The sequence below is a fragment of the Phyllobacterium sp. OV277 genome (assembly GCF_900104355.1).
Lineage (GTDB): Bacteria > Pseudomonadota > Alphaproteobacteria > Rhizobiales > Rhizobiaceae > Phyllobacterium.
Genome location: NZ_FNIY01000021.1, coordinates 1 through 12,778, shown reverse-complemented (window position 1 = coordinate 12,778; position 12,778 = coordinate 1). Strand labels below are relative to the sequence as shown.

At 55.2% G+C, this 12,778-nt stretch carries 13 protein-coding genes and 1 pseudogene; 5 read left to right on the top strand and 9 right to left on the bottom strand.

Annotated elements, in window-relative coordinates; genetic code table 11:
• Positions 1-275: 275 nt before the first annotated feature.
• Positions 276-1,709, bottom strand: a complete 1,434-nt coding sequence (locus tag BLU05_RS25760; protein WP_091886913.1) for an aldehyde dehydrogenase family protein — start codon at positions 1,707-1,709, stop codon at positions 276-278.
• 216 nt (positions 1,710-1,925) lie between these two features.
• A complete protein-coding gene (locus tag BLU05_RS25755) occupies positions 1,926-2,960 on the bottom strand; it encodes an L-idonate 5-dehydrogenase (protein ID WP_091886910.1) in 1,035 nt (344 codons plus the stop codon).
• Between the two features lie 165 nt (positions 2,961-3,125).
• Here BLU05_RS25755 and BLU05_RS25750 point away from each other — a divergent pair, with 165 nt between their 5' ends.
• The gene (locus BLU05_RS25750) at positions 3,126-3,893 is read left to right on the top strand and encodes an SDR family oxidoreductase (RefSeq protein WP_091886907.1); all 768 of its coding nucleotides are present in this window, start codon (positions 3,126-3,128) and stop codon (positions 3,891-3,893) included.
• A complete protein-coding gene (locus BLU05_RS25745) occupies positions 3,890-4,390 on the top strand; it encodes a gluconokinase (protein WP_091886904.1) in 501 nt (166 codons plus the stop codon). The genes BLU05_RS25750 and BLU05_RS25745 overlap by 4 nt, the downstream gene beginning before the upstream one ends.
• Here BLU05_RS25745 and BLU05_RS25740 read toward each other — a convergent pair.
• The 6 genes from BLU05_RS25740 to BLU05_RS25715 all read right to left on the bottom strand — a co-directional run bounded on the left by BLU05_RS25740 (position 4,387) and on the right by BLU05_RS25715 (position 9,208).
• Entirely contained in the window at positions 4,387-5,277 is an 891-nt protein-coding gene (locus BLU05_RS25740) for an NAD(P)-dependent oxidoreductase (protein WP_091886901.1), read from the bottom strand. The two genes, BLU05_RS25745 and BLU05_RS25740, sit on opposite strands and share 4 nt — an antisense overlap.
• Before the next feature lie 29 nt (positions 5,278-5,306).
• The gene (locus tag BLU05_RS25735; protein WP_091886898.1) at positions 5,307-6,242 is read right to left on the bottom strand and encodes a 2-hydroxyacid dehydrogenase; all 936 of its coding nucleotides are present in this window, start codon (positions 6,240-6,242) and stop codon (positions 5,307-5,309) included.
• A 26-nt stretch (positions 6,243-6,268) separates the two neighbouring features.
• Positions 6,269-7,000 (bottom strand): amino acid ABC transporter ATP-binding protein, encoded by a 732-nt coding sequence (locus BLU05_RS25730; RefSeq protein WP_091886896.1) that lies wholly within the window; start codon positions 6,998-7,000, stop codon positions 6,269-6,271.
• Positions 6,981-7,640: an amino acid ABC transporter permease gene (locus tag BLU05_RS25725; RefSeq protein WP_091886893.1), complete on the bottom strand. Its 660-nt coding sequence runs from the start codon at positions 7,638-7,640 to the stop codon at positions 6,981-6,983. The genes BLU05_RS25730 and BLU05_RS25725 overlap by 20 nt, the downstream gene beginning before the upstream one ends.
• Positions 7,637-8,341, bottom strand: coding sequence for an amino acid ABC transporter permease (locus tag BLU05_RS25720; RefSeq protein ID WP_091886890.1), 705 nt, complete (start codon positions 8,339-8,341; stop codon positions 7,637-7,639). The genes BLU05_RS25725 and BLU05_RS25720 overlap by 4 nt, the downstream gene beginning before the upstream one ends.
• A 63-nt stretch (positions 8,342-8,404) precedes the next feature.
• Positions 8,405-9,208: a transporter substrate-binding domain-containing protein gene (locus BLU05_RS25715; protein ID WP_091886887.1), complete on the bottom strand. Its 804-nt coding sequence runs from the start codon at positions 9,206-9,208 to the stop codon at positions 8,405-8,407.
• Between the two features lie 288 nt (positions 9,209-9,496).
• Between BLU05_RS25715 and BLU05_RS25710 the strand changes: the two genes are divergently transcribed.
• The gene (locus BLU05_RS25710; RefSeq protein ID WP_091886884.1) at positions 9,497-9,823 is read left to right on the top strand and encodes a hypothetical protein; all 327 of its coding nucleotides are present in this window, start codon (positions 9,497-9,499) and stop codon (positions 9,821-9,823) included.
• 54 nt (positions 9,824-9,877) lie between these two features.
• Complete coding sequence (locus tag BLU05_RS25705) at positions 9,878-10,906, top strand: LacI family DNA-binding transcriptional regulator (RefSeq protein ID WP_091886881.1); 1,029 nt, start codon at positions 9,878-9,880, stop codon at positions 10,904-10,906.
• A gap of 51 nt (positions 10,907-10,957) precedes the next feature.
• Here BLU05_RS25705 and BLU05_RS25700 read toward each other — a convergent pair whose 3' ends face one another.
• On the bottom strand, positions 10,958-11,329 hold the full coding sequence (locus BLU05_RS25700) for a DUF4180 domain-containing protein (protein WP_091886879.1): 372 nt from the start codon (positions 11,327-11,329) through the stop codon (positions 10,958-10,960).
• Positions 11,330-11,594: 265 nt separating this feature from the next.
• Here BLU05_RS25700 and BLU05_RS25695 point away from each other — a divergent pair.
• Positions 11,595-12,659, top strand: a pseudogene (locus tag BLU05_RS25695) (ATP-binding protein); the annotation flags it as partial.
• Positions 12,660-12,778: the final 119 nt, after the last annotated feature.

The window sequence follows — 12,778 nt, the reverse complement described above, 5'->3', positions numbered from 1 at the left end:
CAACAATCCGAAAACTTCCAGAGAGCTTCCTTTAGGGCGCATTCAGCAACCGCCAGCGGCGCCCCGCCCTCGTTGTGTCGGTATATAGACCCCCACCACCAAAACTGTCAACACGCCTTTCCCAAAAAAACGCACAAATCTAAACTTTCTCAAGCCAGCACAACCAACCCTGGGGATAACCAAAACCAACAAACAACCAAAACCCAATAAATACGGGGGGTGCACCGCACCGCCCGTCAAAAACAGATCCGTCATAAAGAGCGAGAAAGCTGACTTCAGGCCAGCGTGTAAGCCGTCTTTACGGTCGTATAGAATTCAGCAGCATATTTGCCCTGCTCGCGCGAACCATAGCTTGAGCCCTTGCGCCCACCGAACGGCACATGGAAATCCACACCGGCTGTCGGCAGATTGACCATCACCATGCCAGCCTCGGCATTGCGTTTGAAATGCGTTGCATGTTTGAGGCTTGTCGTGGCGATGCCCGATGACAGGCCGAACTGCGTATCATTGGCCGTATGCAATGCCTCTTCATAATCCTTGACCCGGATGACACTGGCCACGGGACCAAAGATTTCCTCGCGCGAAATCCGCATCTGGTTGGTGGCTTCGGTGAACAATGCTGGCTGCAGATAGAAGCCGGGATTATCACGGGTCAGCCGCTCGCCGCCAAAAGCAAGCTTCGCGCCTTCACTCTGGCCAATGGCAATATAGTCTTCATCCTGCTTCAGCTGGCTCTGATCAACCACCGGGCCGATATGAGTTCCAGCCTTCAGCGCATCGTCAACGATGACACCTTTCAGACGCTCGGTCGCCGCAGCAACGAAGCGGTCATGAATGCCTTCGGTGACAATAATACGCGAGGACGCGGTGCAGCGCTGACCTGTCGAGAAGAAGGCGCTGTTAACGGCTGCTTCGACGGCGACGTTCAAATCCGCATCGTCAAGCACAACGAATGGGTTCTTGCCGCCCATCTCCAGCTGGAACTTGCGCATATGTTCAATGGAGGCAGCGGCAACGCGTTTGCCCGTGCCAACCGAACCGGTGAAGGTGATGGCATTCACATCAGCACTATCGAGAATGGTCTGGCCAACCACCGACCCCTTGCCCATGACAAGGTTGAGCACACCTTTTGGCAGACCGGCGCGGTGCAATATGTCGACAATCGCCCAGGAGCAGCCCGGCACCAGATCAGCTGGCTTGAACACGACCGTATTGCCATAGGCCAATGCTGGAGCAATCTTCCAGGCGGGAATGGCGATGGGAAAATTCCATGGGGTGATAATGCCGACAACGCCGATTGGCTCGCGGGTAATTTCAACACCGATATTCGGGCGCGCGCTCGGCAGGACCTCACCCGCCAGACGCAGAACTTCTCCGGCGAAGAAATCAAAGATTTGAGCAGCGCGCACTGTCTCGCCGATACCTTCGGCCAATGTCTTGCCTTCTTCGCGTGACAACAGGCGACCGATTTCATCCTTGCGGGCGGTGATCTCGTCGGCGGTCTTGCGCAGGATCGCATGGCGCTCAAGAATGCCGGAGCGTGACCATGCCGGGAAAGCTGCCTTCGCCGCCGCTATGGCATTCAACGTGTCTTCGGCCGTTGCCCGTGCATATTCACCGACGATATCATTGGTATTGGAAGGATTGATGTTGGCAATGGCGTCGCCGCCGGTCCAAGCGCCATCGATCAGATTCTGGTGCAATGTCATGATTCTTTCTGTCCTTCCTGATGACGGCACAGGATCGCCGTCACGATGCGGCCCTTGTCAGGCCTTCTCCCGAAACTCTCGCTCCAAACAAACCCTCGGCGATACGCTCGAAAGCATCAACGCTCTATCAAAGGGGAAGTGTCGCCGGACCTTAGCATAGGCAAAAGCGGTTTCAACGAACATTTGGGAACATTTGCCTCATTCCGGACGCGAATGTCAGTCGAAGGCCAATTGCACCTTCATCGAACGGCTGCGATCCCCCGCCGTCTCAAATGCCTTGACCGCTTCATCGAGCTTGAAAATCCCCGTCAGCAGCGGCTTCACATCGACCACTTTCCGGCTGATGAGATCAACGGCCAGCGCAAACTCCTCATGGAAGCGGAAAGAACCACGCAGGTCGATTTCCTTGGAAACGATCATGTTCTGCGGAATGGAGATGTCACCGCCAAGACCAAGCTGCATGAGAATGCCGCGCGGCCGCAAGACTTCCAGCCCGGCGCGTAGCGCCCGTTCATTGCCGGATGCTTCGAACATTACATCAAATGAGCCTTTGTTGGCGGAATAGGCGGCAAGTTGTTCCGGATATTCGGCGACATTGATGGTTCGGTCGGCGCCAACTTCCCTCGCCTTCACCAGAACTGCATCCATGACATCGGTTGCAACAATCTCCTGTGCGCCGTGCGCCCGTGCAGCCAAAATGGTCAAAGCACCGATGGGACCACAGCCCGTAACAAGAACCCGCTTGCCCAGCAATGATCCGGCACGATTGACCGCATGGAGGGTCACGGCGAACGGCTCAGCAAATGCTGCTTCATTGATGGAGACACCGTCTGCCACCTTGTGACATTGCCATGCCTCGGCAATCAGCCGCTGGCGGAATGCGCCCTGAATATGCGGCATAGGCATCGCACTGCCGTAAAAGCGCATGTTAAGACAATGGTTCTGCAGCCCTTTAAGACAATAGTCGCAATGATTGCAGGGCCGGCTGGGCGATACGGCAACACGATCACCGATGGCAAGGCCGCTCACGCCGGCTCCCAAAGCCAGAATAGTTCCGGCAATTTCGTGGCCAAGAATCATCGGCTCACGCAGCCGGATCGCGCCGAACCCGCCATGATTGTAGTAATGCAGATCCGAGCCGCATATGCCGCCTGCCTCAATGGCAATATCCACCTGCCCGGCTTCAGGCGCACCCGGATCACGTTCTTCGATACGCAAATCCTTCGCGGCGTGGATGACGACGGCCTTCATGCATTCCTCCCTTGCGCATCCCGCACCCAGACGACATTGTCGCGGGTAGGCGAAGCGCTTTAACACACTGATACTTGCATATGTTATCGATAACATTTATGTCAAGCGGAGAAGAAGCGACAGCTTTCGCGAGTCGAATTTCCGCAAAACCGGAGGAAAGAAAGAATGGCCTATCCATTGTTCAGCCTTGAGGGGAAACGTGCCCTCATCACAGGATCAAGCCAGGGCATCGGCTTTGCCCTCGCAAAAGGTCTGGCTGAACATGGGGCGGAAATCATCATCAATGGCCGCGATGAAACCAAGGTGAATGCAGCCGTCACTGAGCTGAAAGCTGCCGGGCACAAAGCCCACGCAGCCGCGTTTGACGTGACCAATATTGACAGCGTCAAAGTCGGCGTGGACAAGATCGAAGCTGAGATTGGCGCTATCGATATTCTCTTTAACAATGCCGGGATGCAGTTTCGCGCCCCGCTCGAGGATTTCCCTGAGGACAAGTGGCAGCTGCTGTTGCAGACCAATATATCAAGTGTCTTCTATACGGGGCAAAGTGTGGCAAAGCATATGATCAAACGCGGACGGGGCAAGATTATCAATATTGCATCGGTGCAAAGCGAACTCGCGCGTCCGTCCATCGCGCCCTATACGGCAACCAAGGGCGCTGTCCGCAATCTCACCCGCGGCATGTGCACGGACTGGGCAAAATATGGTTTGCAGATCAACGCCATCGCACCCGGCTATTTCAAGACACCGCTCAATCAGGCCCTTATCGATAATCCTGAATTCTCCGGCTGGCTGGAAAAGCGCACGCCAGCGGGTCGCTGGGGCAATGTCGAAGAATTGGTGGGAGCAGCCGTATTCCTTGCCAGCGATGCCTCATCCTTCGTCAATGGCCAGGTCATCCACGTCGATGGCGGAATCACGGCGTCCGTATGATCCGGCTCATCGTCATGGGAGTGAGTGGCTCCGGCAAATCTTCGATCGGCGAAGGAATAGCGGCCGCATTGTCCCTGCCCTTCATTGAAGGCGACGTTCTGCATCCCGAAAGCAATGTGAAGAAAATGTCGGCGGGCATTCCGCTGACCGACGATGATCGCTGGCCATGGCTCGACAAAATTGGTGCGGAACTTGCCAAAGCCGAGAAGGGTGTCATCGTTTCCTGTTCGGCGCTAAAAAAGAGCTATCGTGACCGGTTGCGCCGGGAAGCTGGCGGAGCGCTCGCCTTTGTCTTTCTCGATGGCACCCTTGAGGTTCTGCGTGACCATATGGGGAAGCGCACCGGGCACTTCATGCCGCTGTCCATGCTGGACAGCCAGCTGGCGACGCTGGAATCACCGAAGGGCGAGCCACTGGTTTTCACGCAAGACGTCGCCCATCCAATCAAGCAGATTGTTGATGCCAGCGTGCAATGGCTGCAAGCACAGGATCTCTAACGCTCGTCGGAAAAACCATCCAGCAGCCGCATCATTTCGGCCGAATCGCGTGGACCCAATCCGGCTGCACAGAGCAGCCGGTGAATTTCGACCACCTGTCCGGTCATCGGCAAAGGCGTCTTTGTCTTCAAGGCAAAGGCCTGCAGAGAGTCGAGATCCTTCAGCATGTTATCGATGCGCCCGGTCGGCGTATAATCCCGGGCGGCAAATTTCGCCATAAACTCCTGCATGATCCGGTTGTCGGCGCGCCCGCCTGCCAACGCCTGTGGGATGATGGCGGGATCAACGCCGCCCGCTTCCGCAAGCTTGACCGCCTCGGCAACGGCCTGAAACGCCACGGCGCAAAACAGCTGGTTGATCAGCTTGGTGGTCTGCCCCGCGCCGCTTGGTCCCATCAATGTGTAGTTGGCGCAAAGGTGCTGCATCACGGTCCGTCCGCGTTCGAAATCGGCAGCATCACCGCCCGCCATAACCGTTAATCGCCCCGCAAGCGCACCGGGAACACCGCCGGATAGCGGGCAATCCAGCCATTTCATCCCGGTTTGCTCCGCAAGCTTTGCCGCCATCTCAGCGGTTTCCTTCGGGTCGATCGACGACATATCGATCAGCAATTTGTCGGCTGTGGCCGCAGCAGCCACCCCGGCCGAGCCGAAGACCACGGCGCGGACAATATCGGCATGATTCAGACTGAGAATAACAAAATTGCTCTTGGCAGTAGCATCCGCAACCGAACTTGCAGCAATTGCACCTTTGGCCAAAAGCGCCGCAACCTTTTGCGCATCAACATCAAACACAGTCACCGCGTGGCCGGTCTCGATTAGCCGCGTTGCAATTGCCGCGCCCATGAACCCGGCACCAATAACAGCAACTGTGGATGCGTCAGCCATTTTCTTTTCCTCGTGTGTCGGAACGTCAGTTAAACAACCGCTGCAGGCAGTGGCTTGCCAGAAAATTGCGCTTCCAGATTGGCCAGCACGAGATCGGCCATGGCGCGGCGCGTCTCGTGGGTCGCACTTGCGATATGCGGCGACACAACAACATTCTTCATGCCTATCAGGGCTTCCGGTACGCGCGGTTCGTCCTCGAACACATCAAGGCCCGCACCGGAAATCGTTCCGCCCTGCAGCGCAGCAATCAAAGCCGCTTCATCCACGAGAGAGCCACGGGCGATATTGATCAGGCTGCCATTGGGGCCAAGTGCCTTCAGCACATCCGTGTTGACCACATGCTTTGTCTCGGCAGAGGCCGCCGCCGCTATCACAAGCACATCGCAATTGGCTGCAAGCTCGTTGATATCAGGATAAAACGTGTAGGGAACATCGAGCTTCCGGCGGCCAGAATAGGAGATTTTCCCGTCAAAAGCTTGCAGTCGCGTGGCAATGGCCTGACCAATACGGCCAAGCCCGAAGATGCCATAGCGCCTTCCGGTTACCCGGTGCCCCAGACCAAGTTCGCCCTTTGGCCAATTGCCAGCCCGCACATGATTGTCGGCAAGCACAAGCTGGCGCGCCAAAGCAATGATCAGGCCAAGGGCCAGATCGGCAACATCAGCCGTCAGCACATCAGGCGTGTTGGCGACGCGATAGCCGCGCTTGCGCGCCTCGTTCAGATCAATCTTGTCATAGCCGACACCATTGATCGAAATGATTTCGAGTTTTGGCAATTGGGCCGCAAGTTCCATCGGAATCCCGATATGCCCGCCAGTGACCACGCCGCGAATCTTATCCGCATGGGATTTGAGAAATCCCGGCTGATCTTTCATCTCGAACCAACGATGAACGGTATAGCGCTTGGCCAAATCTGCTTCGAGGGCTGGCATAACAGGACAGAGTTGCAGAATATCAATCGACATGATTACGAGATTCCTGATTGGTTATTTCACTTAACATCGGCTTTGACGAACTGGCGCAGCTCTGGCGTTTGCGGATCGCTGAAGAGTTGCTTTGATAAGCCTTCTTCCCAGATCTTGCCCTGATGCATGAAGATGGTCTTTGTCGCGACCCGCCGGGCAAACGCCATTTCGTGGGTGACAAGAATCATCGTCATGCCGTCACGCGCAAGCTGTTCCATGACGTTGAGCACTTCTTCGGTCAATTCAGGATCAAGCGCCGATGTCACTTCATCAAACAGCATTACCTTTGGCTGCATGGCGAGCGAACGGGCAATGGCAACGCGCTGCTGTTGACCGCCGGAAAGCTCGTCTGGATAGGCATCGAATTTTTCCGATAGACCAACCAGTTTCAGCACCCTCTCCGCCGTTTCGCGGGTCTGCGCCTTGGCCACATTCTTCACGATCTTTGGCGCCAGCATGATGTTCTCGCCGACACTCAGATGCGGGAAAAGATTATAGCTCTGGAAAACAATGCCAACATCCGTCCGCAACGCCCGCAACTGTTTGGGATCGCTGCTCACCGTATGGCCAGCAATCTCGATACGGCCGGAATTGATTTTTTCCAGCCCGTTGATGCAGCGGAGCAGCGTGCTCTTGCCCGAACCCGACCGGCCAATCAGCGCGATGACCTCGCCGCGCTCGACGGTCAGCGAGACGCCTTTGAGGACTTCGACCATGCCGAAGCTTTTGTGGACATTTTCAACGATGACTTCTGGCATGGAGTCTCCTTTCCAGCCAACGTGATAGCTGGGACAGCGGATAACAGACGACGAAGTAAAGAGCCGCGACCGCGATGAAAACGCGGAATGGCTGGAATGTCGCGTTGTTGATGAGTTGGCCCGCACGGGCGAGTTCAACAAAACCAATGATCGAGGTGATCGAGGTGTTCTTGACCACCTGCACGGCAAAGCCAACGGTCGAGGGCAACGAGATGCGCAGTGCCTGCGGCAGAATCACATAGCGATATTGCTGCGTCCGCGTCATCGCCAGCGATTCTGACGCCTCCCATTGCTGCTTGGGCACCGACTGGATGCAACCACGCCAGATTTCGGCGAGATAGCCCGATGCATAGATCGTCATCGAAGCGCCCGCTGCCACCAGAGGTGGTAATTGCAGACCGGCAAGACTTAGACCGTAATAGGACAGGAACAGGATCATCAGCACCGGAATGCCCTGAATGATCTGGATATAGGTCGCCGCAACAATCCGCAGCCACTTATGCGTGGAGGTACGAGCGAGTGCGATGAAGAAGCCGACAATGCCGCCGCCGCTAAGCGCGATGATGGTAAGGACAACAGTCCATAGCAGTGCGGAAACAAGAAAGCCGAATTCGCTGAAACCAAAAGTACGGAGAATCATGTCTGCACCTCCGGAAGAGCGACAGCTGTTCGCCGCGCCACCCGGCGACCAAACAGCCACAATCCGATCATGGCGAGCATCCCGCGCAGGGCGAGCGCCAATGCCAGATAAATCAGTGTAACAACGATATAGACTTCGAACGAACGGAAGCTTTGCGACTCGACAAAGGCTGCCGATGCCGCAAGCTCATTGGTCGAAATGGCCGAGCAAACAGATGATGCCAGCATCATCAGCACGAACTGGCTGCACAGCGCCGGATAGACTTTCGCAATCGCTGGCATGATGATGACATGCCGGTAAATCTGCAACCGGGTGAAACCGAGCGCCTCGCCCGCTTCAATCTGCGACTTGTGAATCGATTCGATCCCGGCGCGAATGATTTCGGTCGAATAAGCAGCCAGATTGATTGTCATGCCGATCAAGGCCGCCGTCACCGCACTGACGCGAATTCCCAGCCCCGGCATACCGAAATAGACGATGAAAAGCTGCACCAGAAACGGTGTGTTACGAATGATCTCGACATAGGCATCAACAAGAATACGGCCGATGCCCGGCTTCATCGAGCGAACAGACGCCAGCACGATACCACAGGCGCAACCAAGGATGATCGAAGCAACAGACAGCTTGATCGTCATCCAAATGCCGGCAAGAATCTCATTCTGATATTGGGCGATCACGCCAAACTGGAAGGTGTAGGACATCTCCGGCCTCCGTGAGGGATTGCACCGGGCAGACTTTGCCCGGTGAATCGATTGAGCAGCGGATCAGAAGGATGGCAGCTGCGGCATTGGCTGACCGGTCCACTTGACCGAAATTGCATCAAGCTCGCCGGAGTTCTTCATGAGGTAAATGGCTGTGTTGAGCCATTGACGCATCTCGAAATCCTGCAGGGTGGTTGCCATGGAATTGCCCTGACGAAAGAACGTGAAGCCAACCTGCAAACCGGCGTCGGGCAGCTGTTTCAACACCGCATCCGCAACAGTGGAAGGCAAGGCAACCGCATCAACTTGCCCGGCAATCAGCGCCTGCGCCGTGGTCGAATCATCTTCGTAAACCACAAGTTCAAGCCCCGGCACGGCAACCTTCCGCAAAGCGGCTTCCTGTGACGAGCCGCGATTGACCGCGACGCGCTTGCCGCCGAGTTCTGACAACGCACCGAATTTCTGATCTTTGCCCGAAACAATCACCATGTTGAATGCACTATAAGGTTGGGTAAACATCACTGTTTTGGCCCGCTCACCCGTTGGCGCAAGCGTCGCGACAAGGAAATCGACCTTGCCTGTCTGCAGTGCCGGAATGCGCGACGGCGGCGTCAGCGGAACCAGTTCAGCCTTTACACCGAGGTAACCGGCAATCAGATTGGCGACGTCAACGTCATATCCGGTTGGATTACCCTTCTCGTCCACCATGCCCATGGGCGGCGCGCCTGTCAGCACGCCGATTCGCACAGTGCCGCGCGACGTGATGTCATTCAGTGTGACCGCATTGGCATCAACGGCTGAAAACAGACCCGCAGCGGCAACGCCGACAGCAGCGACCATCACCCGCAATGATTTTGAAATACCCATTATAGCCTCCTCCACTTGTATCAAGGTTCCGGCAGTACCTCCCGAGCACGCCACCTGAATTCAATTTCATTTGTTCTCGATAACACTCCCATCAGCGCCATGCTTTAGAAATGCTGTCGTCCGATTGCGGTACCAAAACTGGCATTAAATCGCCAAAGAAGCACTGCTTCAAACCAGTCTGCAACAGCCCACGAAATTTGCTGCTTGTGTTTCCAATGAAGCATGTTATCGATAACATTACAAGTGGCAACCCTACAATGCTGCGCTCTTATCACCTGAGGAGGATTGATGTTCACCCGTTCGGCCATCTTTGAAGGCAAGATTCACGCAGGTCAGGAAGAGGCGTTTTTCCGGATAGTCGAGGAGCAATTGCTGCCCATTTGGAAGCGCATGCCGAATGCCCAGGCAGTGCGTGTGATGCGTATGATTGATTCGGACCCCGATTCGCCTGACATCGCCATGGTGCAGGAAGTCGACTACCCGACGATGGAAGCCGTCAAAGAAGCATTGGCCTCACCCGTCCGGCTGGAAGGGCGTGTTATCACCGATGAAATGATGCGTATGTTCGATGGCCGTTTTTATCATGTGGTTTACAACAGGATCGCCCCGAAGTAACTGATTCGGAACAGACAGGACCGATACGTGCCGCCATCCTCGCAAAAAGCCACCATGCACGACGTCTCCCGCCTCGCCGGCGTGTCGAAGATGACTGTCTCGCGCGTGCTTGCGGACCCCGACCTTGTTTCCGAATCAACGCGAAACAAGGTGATGAAGGCTATCGAGCAGTTGAGCTACGTACCCGACCGGGTTGCAGGCAGCCTTTCATCCCGGCGCACCAATTTTATCACAGCGATTCTCCCTACCCTGACAAATTCCAATTTCGCCGATACGGCTCAGGGTCTTGCCGAGGCGATGCGGCCCGCCGATTACCAACTGCTTATCGGCTACACCATGTACCGGCTTGAGGAAGAAGAGCGAATCATCCGCGCCATGCTGGCCCGCCGCCCCGACGCGATCGTGGTTGCAGGAACGACCCACACCAAGGCAGCAAACGAAATGATGCTGCGAGCCGGAATTCCAATCGTCGAAATCTGGGATACGCCTGAACATCCGATTGACCATGCGGTTGGTTTTTCCAACTATGAGGTCGGGCGGGCGGCGGCGCTGCACCTTCTGGCCCTTGGGCACCGGCGAATCGGTGCGCTCGGTTCAAGAATGGATAGCGACGCCAAGGATTTGCGCGGCGAATCACGCCTTGCGGGCTTCACCTCCGTGTTGCGGGAAGCTGGCCTTGGCGATGAATTGGTGATTCGCGAGGGCCTGGCACCCGTTTCCTACGATCATGGCGCGCTTACACTTGGTGTTTTGCTCGAACGCGCACCTGATGTGGAAGCCGTTTTCGCCGTTTCCGATATTTCTGCCGTTGGCGCGTTGATGGAATGTCACCGCCGCGGCATTCAGGTGCCTGACGATCTGTCGCTGATGGGCTTTGGCGATTTCGATATCGCCCGGCAATGCGTTCCCGCCATCACAACGATTCGCATTGATGCGGAATTGATTGGCCGGAAAACCGGGGAATTGCTTCTGCAGGTTCTCGACCATAGTGCCGATGCAGACAATTCTCCCGCATCAGCCATCAATGTGGGCTTCGAACTGGTTACAAGGCAAACAACAGCTCTTTCAAAAAAGCAGTTGTAGACACGGAAACAGAATCCGAAAGGGATTTACTCTTGCCCTGTTCGCAAGGAATCACGCAGCAATTGAAAGCCGTTGATCAAGCTCAGCCAAATCACCGATGAACCAAAGGCTTCGGCCACGATTTGTCTCATAGACAAAATCCCGCAATGCCGTGCTTTCACTGATCCAAGCGGAGACGTCCCCGAGAATTGCCAGACGAACCTGATAGTTGACGAACTTCTGGATGACCTCCCCCGCGATGCGGGTTTTGAGATCAAGAAAATCTTCGCCCAATCGTTCAACCGGAATGACCGCAAGGGTTGCCTGCTGTGCCCAAACCGCACTCAAAAATGCATTCGCATCCCGCTCCCCGGCAAGCTTGTCGCCCTTAGCGTCAAATACAAAAACGCGAACGCCGTGAATCTCGATCACCTGATCAGTCATAAGTAGAGTTTCCTGTAAGAATGACATCTGCTCTAAGAAAAATGTAATTGGCAAGACAGCCAGTAATCAAATTGCAGGAGAAGAGAATGTGCAACTCCGAAACGATGGTTGATGATACCAATCAACACGCCGCCGGATTCGCAATCAGACGTTCGGAAGATTCTGATTTTGATCAGATCGCAGATACCCACGCATGTGATCCTAATCACCACCATATTGACTACTAATTAACACCATATATATTCCTGATTGCCACCAACCGGGGATTGATGCGGCAAGGTCTGACCCGGCCGGCTTCATCCGGGGATTGGACCGGGCAATCATCGATGAAATCCAACGCGCACCCGATCTGCTGCTTGCAATCAAGAAAACGGTAGATGACGATTACCGTCCCGGCCGTTTTCTGCTGACCGGCTCAGCCAATATCCTGACACTCCCCCGCGTTGCGGACAGTCTGGCCGGCCGAATGGAAACGCTTCAAATGCTGCCCTTGGCCCGCGCGGAGGTCCTTGGTCGAAAACCCACATTTCTGGACCGGCTGTTTGAAGGAAAACTGCGTGGTGATAAAACGGCAATTGTTGGAAATGATCTGGTCGATCTGGTGCTTCAGGGCGGTTTTCCCGAAGCCATTGTTCGCGATACCGAACGTCGGCGTCAGGATTGGGCGCGCTCCTATTTGACCTCCGTCATGACGAGGGATCTGCGCGATATCGCCGAGATCGAGAAACTGACTGACCTGCCCAAATTCGTTCGCCTGCTGGCAGAACATTCAGGGCAGTTGGTCAATTATTCGCAGTTTGCCGGCAGCATTGATGTCAACTACAAAACCGGCCAGCGTTATGTCGGGCTGTTGGAACAGGTCTTTCTCGTCTTTACGCTTCAGCCTTGGTACACCAACACACTGAAACGAATCATCAAGACACCGAAATTGCATTTCGTCGATTCTGGATTGCTTGCCGCCAGTCGTGGCTTAAGTTTCGATCGCGTCACAAAAGATCGCAGCATATTTGGCGCACTCTTGGAAAGTTTCGTGTTTTCTGAGGTTCGAAAGCTGATGACCGGCTCACAACTGCGCCTGACGCCTTATCACTTCCGTGACCAGAAAATGCATGAGGTCGATATCGTTCTCGAACGCGATGATGGCACGGTTGTCGGGATTGAGGTGAAAGCAAGCGCTACGGTCAAGGCATCTGATTTCGATGGACTGCGAATTCTTGCAGACGCCTGCGGCGATAGATTTGCCTATGGCGTCGTTTTATATGACAGCACGGATGTTGTGCCCTTTGCAGAGCGTCTTGCGGCGGCTCCATTGTCGTGCCTCTGGGCTTAAGACGGTGTGCTACCGGTTTATAATGTGTTTTGAGAAGCTTGTTGGTTTTCTATTTGGAAGGTTTGGTTGCGGGGACAGGATTTGAACCTGTGACCTTCAGGTTATGAGCCTGACGAGCT